Consider the following 23,317-nt stretch of genomic DNA (forward strand, 5'->3'; position numbering starts at 1 on the left):
ATGACGCTCAGAGTACGGGGGGGGCTGCGCAATCACAACGCCGTTTATCTGGATAAAACGCGAGTTATTGGCATCATTACCCAATTAAATTCTATTTTACGCGCAATCCTGCCAACAAATAAAAACCGGAGCAATTTTGCTCCGGTTTGGCACTGTGGTGAGCCCGGTTCGGGAACTAGATCACCCCCAGCTCCCGCAGGCGCTCCATCAGGTAGCTGTGGGCGGTATGACGCTCGGAGAGCACCACGTCCGGCCGCGGGTGGAGGAACAGCGGCAGGGAGATGCGTGACTTGGCGGCGCTGCCGCCGGTCGGGTTGATGACGCGGTGGGTGGTGGAGGGGTAGTAGCCGCAGGAGGCCTCCTGCAGCATGTCGCCGATGTTGATGATGAGGGTGCCGAAATCGCACGGCACGTCCATCCACTCGCCATCGGACCCCTTCACCTGCAGGCCAGGTTCGTTGGCGGCGGGCAGTATGGTCAGCAAGTTGATGTCTTCGTGGGCGGCGGCGCGGATGGCGCCCGGCTCCTCGGTGCCGTCGAACGGCGGGTAGTGCAGCACCCGCAGCAGGGTTTTCTGGCTCTCTTCAATCATGGAGGAGAGCGGGCAGCTGTAGTGGGCGGCGATGTCGCTCGGGGTGTACTGCTCGACCCAGCCCAGCAGCTCGGCCGCCAGGTCGTTGGCGAGGCGGTAGTACTCCATTGCCTGCTCTTTCAGCTCGGCAGGCATCTGGCCCCAGGGATAGATGTGGAAGTACTCCTTGATGTCCTTCTGGCTGTGGCCCTTGGCCACTTCGGACACCGACGGCGGGAAGTAACCGTCCTGGGTCTCGCGATTGAACAGGAAACCCTGCTTCTGCTCGCTCATGAAGAAGCGATACCAGTTGTCATAGATGGACTGCACCAGCTCTTTCGGGATGGGGTGATTGGTCAGCACCCCGAAGCCGGTGGTCCGCAGGGATTCGGTGAAGCGCTGCGCCGCGTCGGGCGAGCGGTAATCGACGGTCAGGACTTTCATTGTTTTTGTTACGCGCCAGTTAAAAGATGGCGCAGTTTACCCCGTGACCGGCGACAAGGAAAGGGTGCGGGCCGCCACGTCGCCAGCCTGCGCAAATAGTGACAAACCGCTCAAAAAACGGCGCCGGCCGACGCCGCTTTTCATTCCTTGTCCTGCCCCGGCATCCTCTCTAGAATGCCCCCCATCATCTCTCTCGGAGCCCGTCGTCCATGTCCCCCAAGATCCTGTTGCTGACCCTGCCTTTCCTGCTCGCCGGTTGCAGCTCGCTGTCGGAAGAAGAGTGCCGCACCATGAGCTGGTACAACCTGGGTTATCAGGACGGCGAGCAGGGCAAGACCCGGGCCGCCACCCGCGACTACGTCTCGACCTGCGGCGAATACGGCCTCAAGGTGGACGAAGCGGAGTGGAAGCGGGGTTATGCCAAGGGGCTGGAGCTCTACTGCATTCCCGAGCTCGCCTACAGCAAGGGCAAGTCCGGCGCCGAGTACCTGGGGGTCTGCCCCAACGATGCCAGCTTCCTGACCCAGTACGATCGCGGCCGCAAGGAGTACCTGGTGGAGAAGCAGCTGAGCGATCTCAAGAGCGAGATGGAGCGGACCGAGCGCGACATCGAGACTCTGGAGCGCCAGATCCGCAACGAGAACGACAGCAAGCAGCGCGACTACTACCGCGCCCAGCGCGAGCGCGCCATCCGCCACTACGAGGGGCTGCGCCGCGACTACAACCGGATCCGCTTCCCGGATCGGGTGATCCAGTTCACCTTCGGGAACTGACAAACATAAAAGGGGCCGACATGGCCCCTTTTTGCTTCTGCCACTCTCTGTTTCTGCCCCCTAGGCGGGCAGAACCCAGCGCTGCAGCGCCAGCGCGATGCCGTCCTCGTTGTGATCGGCGGTGACCCGATCCGCCAGCGCCTGGATCTGTGATGCCGCGTTGCCCATGGCCACCGCCAGCCCCACCTGTTCGAACATGCTGATGTCGTTGTTGTTGTCACCAAACGCCACCACGTTCTCCATCGAGATCCCTTCACTCGCGGCCCACTGGGCCAGCCGGTTGCCCTTGCTGCAGCCGGGCTGCACCAACTCCACCGCATAGGGCGCCGCCCAGTCGCAGGTGAAGGGCAGCTGTGCGACCACCTCTGCCATGAAGTGATGGAGCAGGGCGGGATCCTGGTTGAACAGCTCCAGCTTCCAGACCGGCCGGCTGAGCCAGCTCGCCAGATCCTCCGCCGGCAGCAGGGAGATCTTGAGATGATCCGGCTGGGCCGCCGACCAGTGGCGCATCCGGGTCACATGCTCCTCGCAGCCGAGGTAGCCGATCCCCTCGTCCAGGTGGAACAGGGCACCCATCTGGTGCGCCTGCACCTCGGCCAGCAGCCGGCCGAGGGGGGATACCGCCAGCGGATCACCGCTCAGGATCCTCTCCTGCACCGGATCATAGAGGTAGGCGCCGTTGCTGCAGATGATGGGGGTGTCGAGGGCCAGCTCGTGATGGAAGGGGCGAGCCGTCATGAAGTGGCGCCCGGTCACCAGCAGCACCTTGATGCCGTGGGCGCGGGCCTGGGCCAGTGCGGCCCGGGTGGCGGACGAGATCTTGTGATCCCGGGTCAGCAGAGTGCCATCCATATCCAGTGCAATGGCCTGAAAACGACTCATATCACCTCCAAAATGTCGAAACGAATGCGGTGCCATACCTACCCGCTTCCAACGCCAGGGCCTGATAACAACTCATATCACCGCCAAGCGTGTCGAAACGAATGCGGCGCCATACCTACCCGCTTCCAACGCCAGGGCCTGATAACAACTCATATCACCGCCAAGCGTGTCGAAACGAATGCGGCGCCATACCTACCCGCTTCCAACGCCATGGCCTGATAACGATTCATGCCACCGCCAAAGGCTGAGCATCGCAAGGTACAGATGAAGCAAGGGAGCACCGGGCGATCGGGCAAGCGAAGCAAAGAGCCATACCGTCCCAGAGTCGGCGCCACGATGCAAGCGCCGGCAGCCCCCTCCGTCTCGTTCTGTGATCCCGTCAGCCGGCTTCCATCTGGACGTCGAGCCGCTGCCGCCGATCCGCCGCCCGGCGCAGGCCATAGAAGCCGGCTGCGCAGAGCAGACCGCACAACGCCGCCAGATAGAAGGGCCACTCGGTACCCGCCAGCAGCACCAGGCTGCCGACCACTACCGCCAGGATCTCGCTGCCCACCGCCAGCCCGCGATAGAGCCCCATCGCCTGCCCCTGCTGCTCGGCGTGGCTGCGGTTGGAGACGGCCACCGAGGTGGCCAGCTCCCCCAGGCTCATGCCGATGCCGACCGGGATGAAGGTGAGCGCCAGCCCCCACCAGTGGCTGGGCAGGATGAAGAGCAACATGCCCGCCGCCATCACCAGATGACCGACGATCCCGAGGGAGCTGCCGCGCCAATGGCGAGCCAGACGGGAGCCCAGCCAGGATCCCGCGATCATGGGCACGCTCACCAGCACGGCGGCCTGCGCCAGCTGCACCGGATCCCAGGCCAGCCGCTCCACCAACCAGACGTTGAAGTAGGTGAAATAGAGCTGCACCGCCCCGTAACTGAGCAGGGTCAGCACGAAGTAGGGCAGCAGCACCGGCTGCAGCAACAGTTGACGGGAAGAGAGGGTCGGTGCCGGCTGCTCACTGCGGACCTCTGCCGGTCGATTGGGCAGCAGCCAGAGCACCAGCAGCAGGTTGACCAGGGTCATGGCCACCGCCAGCCAGGCCGCCAGGCTGTAATCACCGGACACCACGGCGGCATAGCCACCGATCATGGGGCCCACCACCCAACCCAGGTTCATGCCGATATTGATCCAGGCGAAGCTGCGCGCCTTGGTTTTGGCGGTGCTCATGTCAGCCGCCATGGCCTGCACGATGGCGATGTCGCCGTTGAAGAAGCCCTCCACCACCCGGCTCAACAACAGCAGCGGCAGGGAACGCCAGGCGATCCCCAGCGCCATCAGGGCATAGCCCACCAGCACCCCCACCAGACAGAGGGTCAGCACCGGCTTGCGGCCATGGCGATCGGAGAGCTTGCCCAGCCAGGGGGAACCCACCAGCTGGAACAACGGATAGAGCCCCATGATGACCCCCAACCACACCTTGCGACTCCAGTCCGACGCTTCCGGCGTCAACATGCCCTGGGCCGGATCCAGCAACAGCGGCGCCAGCACCGGGGATGGCAGGCTGAAGCCCGCCACCGCCAGCGTCACCGTCATCACCAATACCCACAAGCTGGCCTGTCCCTTGATCCTCTCCATCTTCGCCCCATTAAATAAAGTTATTGGTTTATTTATGTTGGCCAGTGAACGTGATTAAGTAAAGCGAATTGTTGATTTAAAAAATCCCTCTCCCCATAATGGGTACCTGAGCGCCACCCCTCTGGCGTGCCTGCCGATCACGAGAGCCGCCCCATGAATGCCAGCACCGACAAGATACTCCACCTGTTGAAGACCCAAGGCCCCCAGAGTGCCGCCGAGCTTGGGGAGCAGCTGCAGATGACCTCCATGGGCGCCCGCCAGCACCTGATGACGATGGAGGCCGACGGCTGGGTGAGTTTCAACGACGAGGCCCGCGGGCGCGGCAGGCCGGTGCGGCTGTGGCACCTCACCGAGCAGGCCTGGCAGCGCTTCCCCGACAGCCACAGCGAGCTGACCCTGCAGCTTATCGACAACATCCAGCAGCTGTTTGGCGCGGTAGGCATGGAGCGGCTGATCGACCAGCGGGAACAGCAGCAGCTGGCCCGCTATCAGGCCGAGCTGAACCAGCCGGCGCTGGCCGACCGGCTGGCCAGGCTCAAGGAGCTGCGCTGCCGGGAAGGCTATATGGCTGACTTTCGTCAGGAGGAGGATGGCAGCTGGCTGCTGTGGGAGAGTCACTGCCCCATCTGCGCGGCGGCGAGCGCCTGCCGGGGCTTTTGTCGCAGCGAGCTGGCGCTGTTTCGCCGCTTGCTGGCGCCGGCCGAGGTGGAGCGGGAAAAGTATCTGCTGGAGGGGGATCACCGCTGCCTCTACCGCATCAAGCCGCAGCAGGGCTGAACGCCGCGCACAAAAACAACAAAGCAGGCGCCGGGATGCCTGCTTTGTTGCCTTCGGGGAGGGGATGTCCTCGTTCCAGCCCGTCGTAGCCCGATAAGGTGGGACGGCTGATGGGGCTCTTGACCCGGTAAAGTCATTTGCCACAGAGACCGGGTTGGGTTTCTGTCTTGCCACCGGAAGATGTAACCATGGTACCCCTGCCGGCCCGGTGAGTGGTTGCGAAGTAGCATGTATTTTCAGTTGTTTTTGCAATAGTTCACCCTTAATCTAGGAAAAGTGAATTAGTAATTGCAACGAGGAACGGAGAATGCTGAAACTTGATCGCATTGACAGGCATATTCTGGAGTTGATGCAGGAGAATGGCCGCATCAGCAACCTGGAGCTAGCCGAGCTGGTCGGGCTCTCCCCCTCCCCCTGCTCCCGCCGGGTCAAGGCGCTGGAAGATGCCGGTCTCATCGACACCCACGTCACCCTGCTCAACGCTCGCCAGCTGGGGCTGACCCTCACCGCCTACATTCATATCTCCATGGATCGGCACACCCCGGAGCGGTTCGAGAATTTCGATCGGGCCATCAGCGAACTACCCGAAGTGCTGGAGTGCGACCTCATCACCGGCAATGACGCCGACTACCAGCTCAAGGTGGTGGTGCGGGACATGGAGCACTATCAGCACTTCCTGCTGGACAAGCTGACCCATATCCCGGGGGTGACCGGGGTGCGATCCAGCTTCGTGCTGCGCCGGATCAAGCACAAGACGGCGCTGCCGCTCAATCACCTGGGTTGATTGCCAGCCACTCAGGTCAGCGCAAGATCAAAAAGAGGAGGCCCAAGGGCCTCCTCTTTTTACATGTTCAAACTGCTGGTGCTGGCAGGGTACTCAGACCGCCACCTGGCTCACGTCCTGCACCTGCAGGAGCCAGCCGGCCTGCTCCTGCTGCGGCTCACCGCTGACCCGCAGCCGCTCGCCGGTCGGCACCCACTGCCCCTGGGGCAGGGAGACCAGCAGGCTCTCGCTGCCGTTGTCGAACAGCCAGCGATCCTCCCCCAGCGACTCAATCAGATAACCTTCCATCTCCACTCTGGACTCGGCTTGCCAGGATGGCGCAACGGAATCACGGCTCTCGATGAAATCCCCCTGAACACCAAAACTGGCCAGCCCCCACAGAATGGAGAGCCCAACCAACGATGATTGCATCTCGTCTCTCCTCTTTTGGAACTGTAGGGCCAGTATGGGAAGAGAAAACTGAGCGCACCATGAACAAGGTGGCAAAGTGCCGGCGGGATCGCGAAAAAAACCGGCCAATCGGCCGGTCGTGTCATTTTATGGCGTCTGGATCACACTATTTGGCGGCTTCCTCTGCCATCCGTGCGGCCCTTGGCTTATTCGTCCACATGGCAACACCGCGATGATCCGCGCAGATCCCCTCCTCCACCACGGCCCGCACCCGGGTGCCATCCTTGCAGATCGCCTGCCAGGCATCGGCATCGTCGATGGCCATCGACGGGGAGTGGGAACTGGTGCTGCAGGCACCCAGCAACAGGGCAAACAGGGGCAACAAGATTCTCATGGAGGACTCCTCAGACGGATGGTCGGTCGAACTCAACGCCCCAGCTGGGCCGAGATGCGATCGCAGAGCTGCTTGAGCTGGGCCAGTTCAGCATCGGCCAGATCCACCTGATTGCGCAAGCTGTCTGCCAGACAGCAGCCCTGCACCTCTTGCTGCAACTGGCGGCCCGCCTCGGTCAAACGAATGCATTTTTGCCGCTCATCCTCGCGGGAGACGGTGCGGGTCAGCCAGCCCTTGCTCTCCAGCCGCTTGACGATGGGGGTCAGGGTCCCCGCATCCAGCCCGGTCTCCTGGCCTATCTCCTTGAGGCTCACCTCGTCCCGCGCCCACAGCGACAGCATCACCAGATACTGGGTGTAGGTGAGATCCAGCTTGTCCAGCAGCGGTCGGTAGGCCCGCATCACGGCATTGGAGGCGCTGTAGAGGGCAAAACAGACCTGCTTTTTCAATTCACTCATGGGGCACCTCGCTGACGACTGGGGCCAGTATACCCCAGGAGCATGAGGGGCTGAATAATTTGCACACAAAACAGTTGTCAGCCCTCCGTTTCAGGATTAACCTGATTTTAGTTTGCACGCAAACAAAATCATCCAGCGCCGCCGACACACAGGGCCCGGCCCGTCGCCGGCGAGGCTTGCACCAGATTCAACGGGAGAACCGCCATGAATGCCACCAGCCATCAAATCCAACTGCTGCGCCGCCCGGTCGGCCTGCCCGCCGCCGCCGACTTCGCCCTGGTCGAGGTGCCGCTGCCCCCCTTGCAGGAGGGCGAGGTGCAGGTCGCCAACCAGTGGCTGTCGGTGGATCCCTACATGCGCGGTCGCATGAGCGAGGCCAAGAGCTATGTGCCCCCCTTCCCCCTCAACGGCCCCCTCGATGGCGGCGCCATCGGCGTGGTGGAGGCCTCGCGCCACCCGGATTTCGCGGTGGGTGACCGGGTGAGCAGCATGCTGGGCTGGCGCGATCGCTTCGTCGCCAACGGCGCCCAGCTGACCAGACTGCCCGACACCCGCCTGCCGCCCCAGCGCTTTCTCGGCGCCCTCGGCATGCCGGGCATGACCGCCTGGACCGGGCTCAACCGCATCGCCAGACTGCAGGCCGGTGAAACCGTGCTGGTGTCGGCCGCCTCCGGCGCCGTCGGCTCCATGGTGGTGCAGCTTGCCAAACGGGCGGGGGCCCGCGTCATCGGCTCCACCGGGTCGGCCGACAAGGTGGCCTACCTCAAGAGCCTGGGGGCCGACGAGGTGATCAACTACCGCGAGACCCCGGATCTCGATGCCGAGCTGGCCCGGCTGGCGCCGGAGGGGATCCACGTCTACTTCGAGAACGTGGGGGGTGCCATGCTGGACGCCGCCCTCAACCATATGGTGGTGCACGGCCGCATCGTGATGTGCGGCCTCATCGAGCAGTACAACGGCCAGAGCGAGGCGAGCGGCCCGCGCAACCTCTCCCAGGTGATCCGCAAACGCCTCACCATGCAGGGGCTGATCGTGTTCGACCACTGGCTGCACTACGGCGAGTTTCTGGCCGAGGTGACCCCGGCCTTCGACGCCGGCACCCTGCAGGCCGAAGAGACCGTCTATCAGGGGCTCGCCAGCATGCCGCAGGCCTTCATCGGGCTGTTCGAGGGGCGCAACACCGGCAAGATGCTGGTCAAGCTGGGGTGATCCGCAGCTCTGGCGCCTGACGCCGCAGACTGCTTGCATGACGGGCCCATCCGACCTAAGGTGGGCCCGTTTTTTATGGTGCAATTCGCCGTTTGTGCAAGGAGCCGCTCATGGGTTCCCTGCTTGTCCCGCGTCATCCCTGCAAGGAGCCCTTCTTATGTCAACTCCCTATCCCCGCGTCGGTGTCGGCGTGATACTGACCAACCGCCAGGGCCAGGTGCTGCTTGGCAAGCGCAAGGGGAGCCACGCCCCCTACTGGTCCATCGCCGGCGGTCATCTGGAGCTGGGAGAGACGTTCGAATCGGCAGCCATCCGGGAGGTGGCCGAGGAGACCGGTTTTCGGATCAGCAATCCCAGCGTCATCGCCGTCACCAACAATCTGGAGACCTGGCGCGAGAGCGGTCTGCACTATGTCTCGGTCACCCTGCTGGCCGAGGTAGAGGGAGAGCCCCAGCTGCTGGAGCCGGAGAAGTGCGAAGGCTGGGTCTGGTGCGACCCGCGCAACCTGCCCGAACCCCACTTCGATGCCAGCCGCCAGTCCATCGCCTGCTGGCTTGCTGGCCGTTGCTACCTGCCGACCCCGAGCCAGCCGGCCCCATAAGCCATCGTCTGCTGGCTGGCGAATCGTTGCTACCTGCCGACCTCGAGCCAGCCGGCCCCATAAACCATCGCCTGCTGGCTGGCGAATCGTTGCCACCTGCCGACCTCGAGCCAGTCGGCCCCATAAGCCATCGCCTGCTGGCTGGCTGGCCGTTGCTATCTGCCGACGCCAAACCAGCCCACCCCATAGACCATCGCCTGCTGGCTGACAAGGCGCAGCTACCTGCCAGCAGCCCCCTGATTTGTCATAAAAAAGTCACCGCTTTGTCATATCATCTCCACCGTCTGATGAAATGCGCGAGGGGAGCGACGAGGTGGGACAGGTATTCATGCAATTTCTGTGGCTGGGCTGCATCAGCTTTGGTGGGCCGGCCGCTCATATCGGCTACTTCCAGCGCACCTTCGTCGAGCGGCTGGGCTGGCTGACCCAGGCCGAATTCGCCCAGTTGCTGGCCCTCTGCCAGCTGCTGCCGGGCCCTGCCTCCAGCCAGCTCGGCTTTGCCATCGGTCGCCAGCGGGCCGGGCTTGGCGGAGCGCTGGCCGCCTTCGCCGGCTTCACCCTCCCCTCCTTCCTGCTGTTGCTGGCCGCCGCCATCGGCCTGGGCCAGCTCGGCAACAACCTCTGGCTCGATGCCGCCCTGCACGGCCTCAAGCTGCTGGCGCTGGTGGTGGTCGCCGATGCGGTGCTCACCATGAGCCGCCAGTTCTGCAAAACAGCGCAGAGCCAGGGGATCATGGTCGCCACCGCGGCCGCCCTCTGGTGGCAGCCCGGCCTGCTCACCCAGCTCGTCATGCTGGCGGGCGCCGCCCTGCTCTGTTCCCGTCAGGCAGACCACAGCGGCACTCCCTTGTCGTCTGCCGGCGCTGTGAGCCGACCCCACTGGCCCACCCTGCTGCTGTTCGCCCTGCTGTTTATCGGCCTGCCGCTGCTGGGGGGCCCCGTCGGCCAGCTGGTCGCCGACTTCTACCGGGCCGGCAGCCTGGTGTTTGGCGGCGGCCACGTGGTGCTGCCCCTGCTGGCGGAGAGCGCGGGGCACAGTCTCAGCCAGCAGCAGCTCCTGACCGGCTACAGCCTGGCCCAGCTGGTGCCCGGCCCCATGTTCACCCTGGCGACCTATCTCGGCGCCCAGTTGCTGCCGGCCACCCCGTTGGGCGGTGCTCTGCTGGCGACCCTGGCGCTGTTTCTGCCCGGTTTTCTGCTGCTGTGGGCCATGGGCCCCTGCTGGCAGAGCTGGCTGGCCCGCCCTCGCCTCGCCGGCGCCGTGGCCGGCATCAACGCCGCCGTGGTGGGTCTGCTGCTGGCGGCACTCTATCAGCCGGTCTGGCAGAGCGCCGTGCTGGCCCCCACCGATCTGGCGCTGGCCGCCGTCGGCTTCTACCTGCTGCGGGCACTCAGGCTGCCCATTCTGGCGCTGGCGACCCTGTTGATGGGCGCCACCCTGCTGCTGGCCTGAGCGACCCTGGCGGCGACCACAAAGAAACGGCCCCCTGCCAAGGCAGGGGGCCGTTTTTGCATGCATGTCTATCGCCAGGCTCAGGGCTCGGGATCGAAATCCAGGCTCAGGCTGTTGACGCAGTAGCGCTGGCCGGTCTCGGTCGGCCCGTCCGGGAAGACGTGACCGAGGTGGGAGCCGCACTGGCTGCAGGTGATCTCCACCCGTTTCATGCCGTGGCTGTTGTCCTCTGTGTAGGTCACGGTCCCGTCGATGGCCCGATCGAACGAGGGCCAGCCGCAGCCCGAATCAAACTTGGCATCCGAGTGAAACAGCACCTGCTTGCAGCAGACGCACAGGTAGTCGCCGCTCTTGCGGTTGTGGAGCAGGGCGCCGCTGTAGGGACGCTCCGTGCCCTTCTCCCAGCAGACGTGATACTGCTCGGCGCTCAACTGCTTGCGCCACTGCTCGGGGTTGGGGGTGTTGCCGCTCATACTGACTCCTTGCCGTGAATAACGGTGCCCAGCATACCCAGTCAGGGCGCCGCACTCTACCCCGCCAGCGGGAACTGTGATCCCGTTGGCAACACGGCGGCAACATCCGCAGTGGCCAGCGCCTCTTCCTCCGCCAGCGCCACCGCACTCAGGGCTACCCGCTCCAGCAGCTTGAGGGAGTGGGCCCGGCCCACCGCCACCTGCCGCTTGATGTCGTCGGGCAGGAACGGCAAGCCGTCATTGGTGGCGGTGTCAATGGTCTGGATCCACTCCATGCCATCCCCCGGCGGCGGCAGGCGGAACTGGATGTCGTAGTCGCTGGCGTTGAACAGCACGAACCAGCGCTCCCCGCCGCAACCAATCATCCCTATATCCATGGCAAAAGCCTGCCCCATGGGGGCGTGCCAGTCCTGATCGGTGAGCTGATGGCCATCCGGGTGATACCAGTTGACCTGGTGGCAGCTGCTGGGGGCGCCATTCCAGCTGTCGTCGCTCAGCTGCAGGTTGGAGAAGACGGTGGACTCCGCCCGCAGCGCCATCATCTGCTGGGTGAAGGCGAGCAGCCGCTCGTCCTCCGGTCGCCACTGCCAGTTGACCCAGCTGATCTGGTTGTCCTGGCAGTAGGCGTTGTTGTTGCCGAGCTGGCTGCGGCCCATCTCGTCGCCGGCGAGGAAGTGCGGTGTCCCTTGTGACAGCAGCAGGGTGGCGATCAGATTACGCTTCTGCTGCTGGCGCAGGTTGTTCACCCTGGGGTCGAGCGTCGGCCCCTCGACGCCGTGGTTGCAGGAGAGGTTGTTGCCGTGGCCGTCCCGGTTGTCCTCGCCGTTGGCCTGGTTGTGGCGCTGGTTGTAGGAGACCAGATCCTCCAGGGTGAAGCCGTCGTGATAGCAGAGGTAGTTGACGCTGGTATGGGGGGAGCGCCAGTTCTTCGGGAACAGATCCCGTGACCCCACCAGCCGGGTGGCAAAGTCCCCCATCTTGCCCGCATCGCCGCGCCAGAAGGCGCGAACCGTGTCGCGGTAGCGGTCGTTGATCTCCAGCCACTGGCTCGGAAACTGGCCGAGGCGATAACCGAAGGGGCCGATATCCCAGGGTTCGGCGATGAGCTTGACTCGCGCCAGCACGGGATCCGCCATCATGGCCTTGAAGAAGGCCCCCATGGGGTCAAACTCCCCCGCCTCCCGCGCCAGGGTAACCGCCAGATCGAAGCGAAAGCCGTCCACCTGCATCTCGGTGACCCAGTAGCGCAGGGCATCGAGCACCAGCCGCAGGCTGTTGGGGTGATCCAGATTGACGCTGTTGCCGCAACCGGTGACGTTGGCGTGGCGAGTGTAATCGGGGCCGTGGGCCCCCGCCTCGAAGGCGTAGTAACCGGCGTTGTCAAAGCCCTTGAAGGAGAGCACTGGACCGTCGAAGCCCGCCTCCGCGGTGTGGTTGTAGACCACGTCCAGGATCACCTCGAGCCCGGCTCTGTGCAGCTCGCGCACCATGGTCTTGAACTCGGTCACCGCCTCCTGCGCCGCATAGCGCGGCTCGGGGGCGAAGAAGGCGATGGGGTTGTAACCCCAGTAGTTGGTGAGCCCCAGCTGCTCGAGCCTGGGCTCGGACATGAAGGCCGCCACCGGCATCAGCTGCACCGCGCTAACGCCGAGGGACTTGAGATGTTCGATGATGAGCGGGTGGCAGATCCCCAGATAGGTGCCGCGCAGCTCGCTCGGCACCCCCTGATGCTGGCGGGTGAGGCCCTTGACGTGGGCCTCGTAGATGACGGTGCGGGCTGGCTCGATGGCGGGCTTGCCCACCCCCTGCCAGTCGAAGGCATCATCCACCACCACCGATTTGGCCACCATGGCCGCGCTGTCCCCCTGATAGAGGGCATCGTCCCAATAGGTGGGGCGGCTGAGTGCCTTGGCATAGGGGTCGATCAGCAGCTTGTCCGGGTCGAACAGCATCCCCTCCTGGGAGATGCCGTGCACCCGGTAGCCGTAACGCTGGCCGGCCCTAACCCCGCGCACATAGCCGAAGCGGTACTGGCCGCGCCGGCCGGGCAGCTCGAGACGAGCCAGCTCCCGCTCCTGCTCGTCGAACAGGCAGAGCTCCACCTTGTCCGATTGCGGCGCCCAGACGCAGAAGTGACAACCCGTCTTGTCGAGCAGCACTCCCAGCGGGTAGTCCTGCCCCTTTTCCATTGCAAACATCAAGGCTCCTGTTTGATGAACAAGGTTGCGAGCGGCGGCAAGTCCAGCACTATGCTGTGCGCCATCCCCTGCCAGGGGGTCGGCTCGGCGACGAACACCAGACCCACATCATAGTTGCTGCCCCAGTAATGCTCGCTGTCGGTGTTGAGCACCACCCGGTAGTGACCGGCCGCAGGCACCCCGAGGCGATAACCGATACGCGGCACCGGGGTGAAGTTGCAGGCCACCACCAGCGGGTTGGCTCCCTGCTTGTCGGCCCGCAGCCAGGCGAAGATGCTGTTGTCGGCGTCGTTGTGATCCAGCCAACGGAAGCCGGCCTGCTCATAGTCCGCCTGATACAAGGCAGCTTCATGACGGTAGAGGTGGTTGAGGTCATGGATCAACCGCTGCTGGCCGCCGTGCTTGGGATACTGCAGCAGGTGCCAAGGCAGCTGGGCATCGTGATTCCACTCGTTGCTCTGGGCGATCTCGGTGCCCATGAAGTTGAGCTTCTTGCCGGGATGAGCATACATGAAGCCCATGTAGGCGCGCAGGTTGGCCGCCTGCTGCCACTCGTCCCCCGGCATCTTGTAGAGCATGGAGTGCTTGCCGTGCACCACTTCGTCGTGGGAGAGCGACAGAATGAAGTTCTCGTCATAGTGGTACACCATGGAGAAGGTCATGTCGTTGTGGTGGTAACGGCGGTGAATGGGCTCCTTCTGCATGTAGGTGAGGGTGTCGTGCATCCAGCCCATATTCCACTTGAAGCCAAAACCCAGACCGCCCAGGAAAGTGGGACGGGAGACCCCGGCGAAGGCGGTGGACTCCTCGGCGATGGTCATGGCGTGGGGGTACTTGCCGTATACCTCCTCGTTGGTCCACTTGAGCAGGCTGATCGCCTCGTAGTTGTGGTTGCCACCATCGACGTTGGGCACCCACTCCCCCTCGTTGCGGGAATAGTCCAGATAGAGCATGGAGGCCACCGCATCTACCCGCAGGCCGTCGACGTGGAACTTGTCGAGCCAGAACAGGGCGCTGGCCACCAGGAACTGGCGCACCGTATTGCGACCGAAGTCATAGATGTAGGAGTTCCAGTCCGGGTGCCAGCCACGGCGCGGATCCTCGTACTCGTAGAGCGGAGTGCCGTCGAAGCGAGCCAGCCCGTGGGCATCGGAGGGGAAGTGGGCGGGCACCCAATCCAGAATTACGCCGATCCCGGCCTGGTGGCACTGATCCACGAAGTATTTGAAATCATCAGCCGTGCCGTAGCGGCTGGTGGGAGAGAACATGCCCACCGGCTGGTAGCCCCAGGAGCCGCTGAACGGATGCTCGGAGACCGGCAGCAACTCGATGTGGGTGTATTCCATCTCTTTGACGTAATCGACCAGCTCCACCGCCAGCTCGCGCCAGCTCAGGCTGTCACCGTTGGGGTGGCGCTTCCAGGAGCCGACGTGCAGCTCGTAGATGGAGAGCGGCTGCTCGCGCTTGTCGTTGAGCTGGCTCTCGCGCCAGGCGGCATCCTGCCACTGGTACTGGTCGTGGTCATAGACCACGGAGGCGAACGAGGGGTACTGCTCGCAGTAGAAACCCACTGGGTCGCTCTTGTGCGGCAGCCGGTTACCCATGGGGTCTTTCAGTTCGAACTTGTAGCGATCCCCGGCCTTGAGGCCCGGTACAAACAGCACCCAGTGACCGCACTGGCTGCGCTGCATCGGGTGACGACGGCCGTCCCAGAAGTTGAAATCGCCGATGAGGCTCACCGCGGTGGCGCTCGGCGCATAGACCGCAAAGCGCACCCCTTCCACTCGCTGGTCCAGATGCTCCACTGTGCGCAGTTGGGCACCGAGCGTGTGGTAGAGGTTTTCCGGCTGGTAGGTGAGCTCTGCCAACCCGGCCCAGCCCGCATCCTGGAACTGATAGGGATCGATGACCTCGACGGTGGTATCTGGGTAGTCGGCAAGCAACTGGTAGGGGAAGGGATTTTTACGGCGGGTGAAAACAGTTTCAAAGAGGCCCGAATCATCGGTGGGCGCCAGGGTGGCAACAATCTTGCCCGACTTGAGATCCCTGACCCTTACGGCCTGGGCATCGGGTAACCAGACGGTCAGCTTGAGGCCGGGCCCATCCGGATTGGCCTGCAGGCCTAAGTGGGAGAAGGGATCGGAACAGCGGGCTGCAACCAAACGTTCAACGAGCATCGAGATTTCCTTTCATAGCTGAGCATCCGCTCCGGCCTGGGCCGAAGCGGATGTAAGTGAGTCACGTTTTGTCGGCAGTAGCTCAACGACTAGCCTCGTCACGGGCCTGGCTCATCTTGCCTGCCAGCGCCTTGAGCGCCTCATTGGCAAAAATATCCTCCAGATCGGTGGAGAGCTTGCGGCGCCAGTTCGGGTACTCGTAACTGGTGCCCGGCACGTTGACCGGCTTGTCCATCTCCAGCCAATCCTCCAGCTGGGTGCTGAACAGGGCGCAGCTGCCGCGGGACATGTGCAGTTGCAGACCGTGGTTGAGCTCGGTGTTCATGCCAACCCAGTTCACGTCGTGGCTGATGTTGCCGGAGATCACCCCGTGGCCGTGCAGGCTGTCGAGAATGCGCTGCTTGGCCTGGTGGCGATCAGCATACAGGGTCTTGAGTACGTCTTCATCTGGATACAAACCCAGCTCGCGCCCCAGCGCCAGATCGTCACAATGCCAGAAGCCCTTGAGGGTCGGCATGTCGTGGGTGGTCAGCGCCGACATCGCCTGCTCGGCATAGTGAGCCGGGGAGATGAAGCCGCCATCGGCCTTGGAACGTTCGAAGAAGAACACCTTGTAGGAGTGGACGCCGTTCTCTTTCAGGGTCACATCGATCCCCTCCGGCACGGTACCGAGATCCTCGCCGATCAGCAGACACTGATTGCGGTGGGACTCGAGGGCCAGGATGCCGAGCAGGTCGTTGACCGGGTAATAGATGTAGGCGCCTTTGGCGGCGGACTCTCCGGGCGGCACCCACCACAGGCGCAGCAAGGCCATCACGTGGTCGATGCGCAGCGCGCCGCAGGAACGCATGTTGGCGCGGAACAGATCCACCATCGGCTGGTAAGCCGCTTCGAACAGCTGGTTCGGGTTCATGGGGGGCAGGCCCCAGTTCTGGCCAAGCGGGCCCAGAATATCGGGCGGCGCACCGACCGAGGCTTTCGGGCAGTAGAGATCACGGTTGGCCCAGATCTCGGTGGAACCTTCGGAGACGCCCACCGCCAGATCGCGGTAGATCCCCATCACCATGCCCGCCGCCTTGGCACGGGCGTCGGCCCGGGCCAGCTGTTCGTCGGCCAGGAACTGCAGATAGAGGTAGAAATTCACATCCTGACTGTGCTCGGCCATCCAGGTCGCCACTTCAGGATTGTGGTAGTCGCGAAACGGCTCCGGCCACACCGGCCAGCCCCAGGCATTCTCGCCCTTGGCATAGAAGTGGGCTTGCAGGGCATCGAAGGCGGCCTGTTGTTGCAAGCTGTCGCCGCCGGCGACAACGAACGCATCGAAGGCGGCCTGACGCTCGGCGCCGAGGCTCGCCTGATCGAACACCTGGCGCAGCATGCCGAGCTTGGTCTCGATGACGCCGGTGTAATCCACGTTGCCCTTGGCACGCAGCTCGCTCAGATGCTGCTGGAAAGCGGGGCTTGCCACTTCCGCCTTGAGGCCAGCGTTCCCTTGGAATTCGGGCACCGCTTCCACATCGATGTAGGCCACGTTGAGCCAGCGCCGGGACGAGGGGCTGTAAGGGCTGGCGCTCTCCGGGTTGGCCGGATAGAGGGCATGGATCGGGTTGAGGCCGACGAAGTGGGCGCCCCAGGCGGCCATCTTCTCGACCAGCTGACCCAGATCGCTGAAATCGCCGATGCCCCAGTTGTGGCGGCTGCGCAGACAGTAGAGCTGTACGCTCGGGCCCCACACCTTGCGGCCATTGGCGATGGGAGGCTGCTTGTAGCAGGCCTTGGGCGCGACGATGAGGCGCATGCTGGCAAGCGGCTCGTCGTTGCCCTCCTCCAGCAGGGTCAGATCGTGATAACCCAGCTCGGGCTGCACATCCAGGGCCACGCGATAGGCCTGGCACTCCATCTCTTCTAATTCGGCCACGCCGACCAGCTCACCGTCGATGGGGGTAAGCTGACCGGACAACAGGCCGCCCTGCTCCAGCTTGAGCTGCCAGGTGAGGGCGTCGTTGACGAATTCGATGGGCAAACGGACTTCGAGGGTAATGGGCTCGCCGCTGCGGACCACCATCACGGGATCCAGCGCACGCAGCCAGTGCTGGCGGTGCTCCTGCTCAAGCTGTTCGGTCAGGGCCGCCTCGTCGTCGACGCGGTAACCCATGGCGCCCAGCATGGCGGCCTTGCTCTCTTCGGATACCTGAGCCGGGTGGCCCCAGGCATCAACATACTCGCTGGCGATACCTTTAGCGGCAGCCAGCTGTTCAATCAGGGTGGTCATAGTTTGAGAATTCCCGCTGTGGATTCTATCTATACTATTTTGATTAATTTTTATGGGTGGTACTTGAACAGTGGCTCTATGGGCCATGCTAAACCGCGCACATTTTTACACATCTGTCTGGCTGGTTGTGTGACCGAGTAGGCACTATTGTTGATAACTGCCACGCCGGTTCAATCGATAGTTATTTCGCCAAAAGCTGGTAGTCAGTTACATAAACAGAAAATAAATTTCACAGTTTTTCATGATATAGCGCAATTTCAGACAGATTGTTGGTTGACTCGCGGGGGAGTTCTAGTAAATTTACAAGCGGAATTTTCTTTGACTACTGAACAGTTAGGTAACCAATTATGACTATCAAAGTAGGTATTAACGGTTTTGGCCGCATCGGTCGCTTCGTCTTCCGTCTGGCTTGCGAGCGCAACGACATCGAAGTTGTTGGTATCAACGATCTGATCGACGTTGACTACATGGCTTACATGCTGAAGTACGACTCCACTCACGGCCGCTTCAAGGGCACCGTTGAAGTCAAAGACGGCAACCTGGTTGTCAACGGCAAAACCGTACGTGTTACCGCTGAACGTGACCCGGCCAACCTGAAATGGGATGCCATCGGTGTTGACGTTGTTGCCGAAGCTACCGGTCTGTTCCTGACCGACGAGACCGCTCGCAAGCACATCGCTGCCGGCGCCAAGAAAGTTGTACTGACCGGTCCGTCCAAAGACGCTACCCCGATGTTCGTAATGGGCGTTAACCACGCTACCTATGCTGGCCAGGACATCGTTTCCAACGCTTCCTGCACCACCAACTGCCTGGCTCCGATCGCCAAAGTACTGAACGACACCTTCGGTATCGAATCCGGTCTGATGACCACCGTTCACGCTACCACTGCTACCCAGAAGACCGTTGATGGTCCGTCTGCCAAAGACTGGCGCGGTGGCCGCGGTGCGGCTCAGAACATCATCCCGTCCTCTACCGGTGCTGCCAAGGCTGTTGGCGTCGTTATCCCGGAACTGAAAGGCCTGCTGACCGGTATGGCTTTCCGTGTTCCGACTCCGGACGTATCCGTAGTTGACCTGACCGTCAACCTGAAGAAAGCTGCCACCTACGCAGAAATCTGCGAAGCGATGAAAGCAGCTTCCGAAGGCGCCATGAAGGGCGTGCTGGGCTACACCGAAGACGAAGTGGTTTCCACCGACTTCCTGGGCGAGCGTCAGACCTCCGTGTTCGACGCCAAGGCTGGTATCCAGCTGACCGACAAGTTCGTTAAAGTTGTATCCTGGTACGACAACGAAATGGGCTACTCCAGCAAGGTTCTGGACCTGATCGCTCACATCTCCAAGTAATTTGGGATAAGCAATCAAGTAGCTTGAAAAAGGCGGCCATGGGCCGCCTTTTTGTATTCTGGACCGGGATTATTCCACCCTTCTCTTCTGAATGTGCGCGAGCACAGGAGTCCTCATGCAACCGACACGCACTCTGACTGCCCACTGTACCCTCAGCGACAACCCGGCTGGCCAGCCGCTGCTGACCATCGACAACGGCTACGCCAAGGCAGAAATCAGCCTGTTTGGCGCCCACGTACTGAGCTATCAGCGCCATGATGAACCCGCCTCCATCTGGCTCAGCGACAAGGCTGTGCTGGATGGCAGCAAGCCCATTCGCGGCGGCATTCCTCTCTGCTGGCCCTGGTTCGGCCCGGCGCCGGCCCGCGTCGGTAGCGGCAAGCCCTCCCACGGCTTTGCCCGCACCAGCCTGTGGACGCTGGACGGCGTTTCCGATCACGGCGACGGTACGCTCGTCCATCTGTCTCTGCGTGACAACGAGGCCACTCGTCAGTTCTGGCCCCACGCCTTCGAACTGGAGCTGGACGTACTGGTGGGCAAGGAGCTGGCTCTGGTACTGACTACCCGCAACACAGGTAAAGAGCCCCTCGTCTACGGCGGAGCCCTGCACACCTACCTGCAGATAAGCACTCCGGAAGCAGTGAGCGTCAGCGGCCTTGGCGAGCCTTATGCCGACAAGCTGACCGGCCAGAATGGCCAGCAGCGGGGCGCCTTGACCCTGAACGGGCCGCTGGATCGGGTCTACTGGCAGCCAGACGCCCAGGTCAGCATTCAGGATGGCGAGCGTCAGACCCGGGTGGTCAGCGGCAACCACGACAGCGTGGTGGTCTGGACCCCCTGGCTGGAAGGGGCGAGCGCCATGGCCGACATGAGCGATGACGGCTATCGCACCATGCTGTGCGTCGAAGCAGCCATCGCCAGCGAGACAGGCGTGACCGTTGCACCGGATGAAGAGCACAGCTTCTCCACCGTGATCATCTGAGCCGAATGAGGTTCAGATAAATAAAGAGGGCTCCCGCGGGAGCCCTCTTTGCATCTGTTTGTCTTGGTGATCAGGCATTGCCCTGGGTCTTGAGCTTGAGCTCGGCGGCGAAGTTAAGCATGCGGTCGAGCGGGATCAGAGCCTTCACCCGCAGTGCCTCATCCACATGGATCTCGTGGCGCTCGGCGCCATCGGTCAGGGCCGACTTGATGGCCACCAGACCGTTCATCGCCATCCAGGGGCAGTGGGCACAGCTGCGGCAGGTGGCACCATCGCCACCGGTCGGCGCTTCCACCATCTCCTTCTCCGGGCAGGCCTGCTGCATCTTGTAGAAGATGCCGCGATCGGTCGCCACGATGAGCTTCTGCTGGGGCAGCTCCCTGGCCGCCTTGATCAGCTGGCTGGTGGAGCCCACCGCATCGGCCAGTTCGATCACCGAGGCAGGGGACTCCGGGTGGACCAGCACGGCGGCATCCGGATTCTGCTCCTTCAGCTCGCGCAGGGCGCGGGCCTTGAACTCGTCGTGGACGATGCAGTGGCCCTGCCAGCGCAGCATCTCGGCGCCCGTCTTCTTCTCGATATAGGCCCCCAGGTGACGGTCCGGGCCCCAGATGATCTTGTGACCCTGGCTGTCCAGGTGCTCGACGATCTCCAGCGCGATGCTGGAGGTGACCACCCAGTCCGCCCGCGCCTTGACTGCCGCCGAGGTGTTGGCATAGACCACCACTATGTGATCGGGATGGGCGTCACAGAAGGCGGAGAACTGCTCAATGGGGCAGCCCAGATCGAGGGAACACTCGGCCTCCAGGGTCGGCATCAGCACCCGCTTGTGGGGGCTCAGGATCTTGGAGGTCTCCCCCATGAAGCGCACCCCGGCGACGATCAGGGTCTGCGCCTCATGATCGCGGCCAAAACGGGCCATCTCGAGGGAGTCACCGACGAAGCCGCCGGTCTCCTCCGCCAGCGCCTGGATCTCGGGATCCGTGTAGTAGTGGGCGACCAGCACCGCCTTGCGCTCCTTGAGCAGTGCCTTGATGTCTGCGATCAGGGTCGTCTTCTGCTCGGCGCTCAGGGGAAGGGGCTTGGCCGGAAACGGATAGTCCATCTCGACTGCCGGCGGGACATTGTTCAGTGCATTGCTCATTGCGACTGTTCCATCAACGCTTGGAAAGGCAAAAATTATAACCAGAAGCCGTGCACAAACCCATCAACAAATCAGGTGCCGTGCAAGCGTCCGAATATACTCATCTCATTCGTTGTCATTCTTGCCAAAGGAGTAGTCGGATGAAACAACGTTCACTCAAGACCAAGCTGCTGCTGCTCACCATGGGTCTGTTTATCGCCAGCGGCCTCGCCATGACCCTGATGCAATCCTCCTCGCTGAACTCCCTGCGCAACGACATAGTGAGCCAGACCCGCCAGGCGCTGGAGCAGGAGGTATCCCGAACCCTGCAATTTCAAGCCGAGCGCTATGCGGTGCAGATAGCCGCCCTGCTGCAACAGTCCTATCAGGTGCCGCTGGGCATGGCGGCTCAACTGGAGGGCAGCATGGCGCAGCCTGACGGGCTGCTGAGCCGCCCCCAGGTCGAGATGCTGCTTCGCAGCCGTCTGCAGCAGGCTGGCGGCATCAGCTCCATCTACGCCCAGTTTGAACCCGACGGGTATGACGGTCAGGATGCCAGCTGGATGGCTGGCGCTTCCCACTCCGTCGCCAGCAAGGGCAGCCTGGAGATTTATTTTACCCGGGATCAGGGGGGACAAATCAGCCAGCAGCCGGTGGATGCCGCCAGCAGTGCCGCCAAATACGACACCTCGGTCAACGAGTTCGGCATTCGCAACAGCGAGTGGTACCTGTGCGGCCGAGACACCCTGCGCCCCTGCCTGATGGAGCCCTATCTCTACGAAATCAGCCCAGGCAACCAGATGCTGATGACCAGCCTGACGGTGCCCATCCTGAAGGCGGGCAAATTTGCCGGCATTACCGGCGTCGACATGAACCTCCCCATCTTCCAGCAACTGGCCGAGAGCCTCGGCAAGAGCCTTTACGACAACCAGGCCGAGGTCACCCTGGTCAGCAAGATGGGGCTCATCGTCGGCAGCAACCGCCACGCCGACAAGCTGGGACGGCCGTTGACGGAAGCCGGCCTCACGGCCCCTACCGGCCAGGCACAGAGCACGGAGAGCGACTTCATCCTGCAGCAACCGGTCAGGATCGATGCCGCCGACAGCCAGTGGTGGCTGATGATCAAGGTGCCCAAGGCGCTGGCCCTCAGCCAGGCCAACACAATCAGCAACCAGCTGGGCGACCTGCTGCAGGCCACCCAGCAGCAGCAGTTGATCGCCATCGTCGTCGTCACCCTGCTGGCGCTGGCGTTGCTCATCTGGTTCATCCAGAGCATCACGGCCCCCCTCTCCCTCATCAGCCGCCATGTGTCTCACCTCGCCAGTCACGAGGGAGACCTGACCCAGCAGATGAAGATAGACACCCACCAGGAGCTGATCGAACTGGGCGGTCACCTCAACGCCTTCCTCGGCAAGCTGCGCGGCATGGTGCAGGGCAGCAAGCAGATCGGCCAGCAGGTGCACCAGCAGGCCAGTGGTATGAAGCAGACGGCCGATACCATGCGCAGCAGCCTGGATGAACAGAGCCTGGAGCTGGAGAGCGTGGTCAGCGCCATGCATCAGATGAGCACCACGGCGGTCAGTGTGGCGGGTTATGCGGAGCAGGCGGCCCAGGAGTCTGAGACGGCGACCCACCACATAAGCACGGCCCAGCAGACCCTGAGCCGGGCCCGCAACGAGATCCACACCCTGGTCGAAGACATGCATCAGGCCGACAAGGCGGTCGCCCAGGTTGCCCAGCGCAGCACCAACATCAGCCGCATTCTCGACGTGATCAGGGCCATCGCCGAGCAGACCAACCTGCTGGCGCTCAATGCGGCCATCGAGGCGGCGCGGGCCGGCGACATGGGGCGCGGTTTTGCCGTGGTGGCAGATGAAGTGCGGGCCCTGGCCAACAAGACCCGGGAGTCCACCGACGAGATAGGTCAGCTCATCGGCAGCCTGCAGACCGAAGTCAGCAGCAGCCAGCAGTTGATGAGTACCGGCATCGCCCGTTCGGCCAGCACGGTAGAAGGGACGGAGCAGGCGTTTGAAGCCCTCAACCAGGTGGTCACCCAGATCCAGCAGATCCACGATCACATCAGCCAGGTGGCCACGGCGGCCGAGCAGCAGAGCGCCGTCAGCGACACCATCAACCAGAACCTGATGCGGATCGGCGATGCCGCCACCACCCTGGGACAGGAGGCCAATGCCAGCCACCGCCTGAGCGAGCAGCTGGAACAGGCCGCGACGGCGCTGGCCAACCAGCTCGAGCGGCTGAGAACCTGATGCCAAACAGCCATAAAAAAAGCCCGCATTGCTGCGGGCTTTTTCAATCTGGTGGTCGTTACTGGGATCGAACCAGTGACCCCCTCCTTGTAAGGGAGGTGCTCTCCCAGCTGAGCTAAACGACC

The 23,317-nt window shown here is 62.9% G+C and carries 20 protein-coding genes and 1 tRNA gene; 9 read left to right on the forward strand and 12 right to left on the reverse strand.

All coding sequences use genetic code 11. The features are described from left to right. Nucleotides 1-175: 175 nt before the first annotated feature. A complete protein-coding gene (locus tag G5134_RS19305) occupies nucleotides 176-1,015 on the reverse strand; it encodes an isopenicillin N synthase family dioxygenase (protein ID WP_268009642.1) in 840 nt (279 codons plus the stop codon). A gap of 209 nt (nucleotides 1,016-1,224) precedes the next feature. On the opposite strand from G5134_RS19305, the gene G5134_RS19310 reads away from it, so the two are divergent. Next, nucleotides 1,225-1,788 carry a DUF2799 domain-containing protein gene (locus G5134_RS19310; protein WP_005304852.1) on the forward strand — a complete coding sequence of 188 codons (564 nt, stop codon included), beginning with the start codon at nucleotides 1,225-1,227 and terminating at the stop codon, nucleotides 1,786-1,788. Nucleotides 1,789-1,848: 60 nt separating this feature from the next. Here G5134_RS19310 and G5134_RS19315 read toward each other — a convergent pair whose 3' ends face one another. Continuing rightward, nucleotides 1,849-2,670: a Cof-type HAD-IIB family hydrolase gene (locus tag G5134_RS19315; RefSeq protein ID WP_268009644.1), complete on the reverse strand. Its 822-nt coding sequence runs from the start codon at nucleotides 2,668-2,670 to the stop codon at nucleotides 1,849-1,851. Nucleotides 2,671-3,049: 379 nt separating this feature from the next. After that, nucleotides 3,050-4,291: an MFS transporter gene (locus G5134_RS19320; protein WP_421232140.1), complete on the reverse strand. Its 1,242-nt coding sequence runs from the start codon at nucleotides 4,289-4,291 to the stop codon at nucleotides 3,050-3,052. A 153-nt stretch (nucleotides 4,292-4,444) separates the two neighbouring features. Between G5134_RS19320 and G5134_RS19325 the strand changes: the two genes are divergently transcribed. Together G5134_RS19325 and G5134_RS19330 are read left to right on the forward strand one after the other, a co-directional pair. Then, entirely contained in the window at nucleotides 4,445-5,068 is a 624-nt protein-coding gene (locus G5134_RS19325; protein ID WP_065018802.1) for a helix-turn-helix transcriptional regulator, read from the forward strand. A 307-nt stretch (nucleotides 5,069-5,375) separates the two neighbouring features. Further along, nucleotides 5,376-5,852, forward strand: coding sequence for an Lrp/AsnC family transcriptional regulator (locus G5134_RS19330; RefSeq protein WP_005304871.1), 477 nt, complete (start codon nucleotides 5,376-5,378; stop codon nucleotides 5,850-5,852). 93 nt (nucleotides 5,853-5,945) lie between these two features. On the opposite strand, the gene G5134_RS19335 is transcribed toward G5134_RS19330, so the two are convergent. The 3 genes from G5134_RS19335 to G5134_RS19345 all read right to left on the reverse strand — a co-directional run bounded on the left by G5134_RS19335 (nucleotide 5,946) and on the right by G5134_RS19345 (nucleotide 7,094). Further along, nucleotides 5,946-6,263: a hypothetical protein gene (locus G5134_RS19335; RefSeq protein ID WP_005304873.1), complete on the reverse strand. Its 318-nt coding sequence runs from the start codon at nucleotides 6,261-6,263 to the stop codon at nucleotides 5,946-5,948. 145 nt (nucleotides 6,264-6,408) lie between these two features. Further along, nucleotides 6,409-6,636, reverse strand: a complete 228-nt coding sequence (locus G5134_RS19340; RefSeq protein WP_005304875.1) for a hypothetical protein — start codon at nucleotides 6,634-6,636, stop codon at nucleotides 6,409-6,411. A 32-nt stretch (nucleotides 6,637-6,668) separates the two neighbouring features. Continuing rightward, complete coding sequence (locus tag G5134_RS19345; protein ID WP_005304877.1) at nucleotides 6,669-7,094, reverse strand: MarR family winged helix-turn-helix transcriptional regulator; 426 nt, start codon at nucleotides 7,092-7,094, stop codon at nucleotides 6,669-6,671. 204 nt (nucleotides 7,095-7,298) lie between these two features. Here G5134_RS19345 and G5134_RS19350 point away from each other — a divergent pair, with 204 nt between their 5' ends. The 3 genes from G5134_RS19350 to chrA all read left to right on the forward strand — a co-directional run bounded on the left by G5134_RS19350 (nucleotide 7,299) and on the right by chrA (nucleotide 10,357). After that, on the forward strand, nucleotides 7,299-8,303 hold the full coding sequence (locus G5134_RS19350) for an NADP-dependent oxidoreductase (protein WP_065018801.1): 1,005 nt from the start codon (nucleotides 7,299-7,301) through the stop codon (nucleotides 8,301-8,303). Nucleotides 8,304-8,460: 157 nt separating this feature from the next. After that, on the forward strand, nucleotides 8,461-8,904 hold the full coding sequence (locus G5134_RS19355; protein WP_005304883.1) for a nucleotide triphosphate diphosphatase NUDT15: 444 nt from the start codon (nucleotides 8,461-8,463) through the stop codon (nucleotides 8,902-8,904). A 292-nt stretch (nucleotides 8,905-9,196) separates the two neighbouring features. Then, nucleotides 9,197-10,357: a chromate efflux transporter gene (chrA, locus tag G5134_RS19360; RefSeq protein ID WP_421232141.1), complete on the forward strand. Its 1,161-nt coding sequence runs from the start codon at nucleotides 9,197-9,199 to the stop codon at nucleotides 10,355-10,357. Nucleotides 10,358-10,437: 80 nt separating this feature from the next. Here the strand turns inward: chrA and msrB are convergent, their stop codons facing one another. The 4 genes from msrB to malQ all read right to left on the reverse strand — a co-directional run bounded on the left by msrB (nucleotide 10,438) and on the right by malQ (nucleotide 17,477). Then, complete coding sequence (msrB, locus tag G5134_RS19365) at nucleotides 10,438-10,830, reverse strand: peptide-methionine (R)-S-oxide reductase MsrB (RefSeq protein WP_017780474.1); 393 nt, start codon at nucleotides 10,828-10,830, stop codon at nucleotides 10,438-10,440. A gap of 56 nt (nucleotides 10,831-10,886) precedes the next feature. Next, nucleotides 10,887-13,028, reverse strand: coding sequence for a glycogen debranching protein GlgX (glgX, locus tag G5134_RS19370; protein WP_017780473.1), 2,142 nt, complete (start codon nucleotides 13,026-13,028; stop codon nucleotides 10,887-10,889). After that, nucleotides 13,028-15,205 (reverse strand): 1,4-alpha-glucan branching protein GlgB, encoded by a 2,178-nt coding sequence (gene glgB, locus G5134_RS19375; RefSeq protein ID WP_065018797.1) that lies wholly within the window; start codon nucleotides 15,203-15,205, stop codon nucleotides 13,028-13,030. The genes glgX and glgB overlap by 1 nt, the downstream gene beginning before the upstream one ends. An 82-nt stretch (nucleotides 15,206-15,287) precedes the next feature. Next, nucleotides 15,288-17,477 (reverse strand): 4-alpha-glucanotransferase, encoded by a 2,190-nt coding sequence (malQ, locus tag G5134_RS19380; RefSeq protein ID WP_065018796.1) that lies wholly within the window; start codon nucleotides 17,475-17,477, stop codon nucleotides 15,288-15,290. A 347-nt stretch (nucleotides 17,478-17,824) separates the two neighbouring features. Between malQ and gap the strand changes: the two genes are divergently transcribed. Both gap and G5134_RS19390 read left to right on the forward strand, forming a co-directional pair. Next, nucleotides 17,825-18,820 (forward strand): type I glyceraldehyde-3-phosphate dehydrogenase, encoded by a 996-nt coding sequence (gene gap / locus G5134_RS19385; protein WP_005304894.1) that lies wholly within the window; start codon nucleotides 17,825-17,827, stop codon nucleotides 18,818-18,820. Between the two features lie 115 nt (nucleotides 18,821-18,935). Beyond that, complete coding sequence (locus G5134_RS19390; protein ID WP_065018795.1) at nucleotides 18,936-19,802, forward strand: D-hexose-6-phosphate mutarotase; 867 nt, start codon at nucleotides 18,936-18,938, stop codon at nucleotides 19,800-19,802. A 70-nt stretch (nucleotides 19,803-19,872) separates the two neighbouring features. Here G5134_RS19390 and nadA read toward each other — a convergent pair whose 3' ends face one another. Beyond that, the gene (gene nadA, locus G5134_RS19395; protein ID WP_065018794.1) at nucleotides 19,873-20,946 is read right to left on the reverse strand and encodes a quinolinate synthase NadA; all 1,074 of its coding nucleotides are present in this window, start codon (nucleotides 20,944-20,946) and stop codon (nucleotides 19,873-19,875) included. A gap of 140 nt (nucleotides 20,947-21,086) precedes the next feature. Between nadA and G5134_RS19400 the strand changes: the two genes are divergently transcribed. Next, the gene (locus G5134_RS19400) at nucleotides 21,087-23,192 is read left to right on the forward strand and encodes a methyl-accepting chemotaxis protein (RefSeq protein WP_054543480.1); all 2,106 of its coding nucleotides are present in this window, start codon (nucleotides 21,087-21,089) and stop codon (nucleotides 23,190-23,192) included. A gap of 49 nt (nucleotides 23,193-23,241) precedes the next feature. Here G5134_RS19400 and G5134_RS19405 read toward each other — a convergent pair. After that, nucleotides 23,242-23,317, reverse strand: a tRNA-Val gene (locus G5134_RS19405).

This window comes from Aeromonas sp. 600276 (assembly GCF_049175815.1).
GTDB lineage: Bacteria > Pseudomonadota > Gammaproteobacteria > Enterobacterales > Aeromonadaceae > Aeromonas > Aeromonas dhakensis.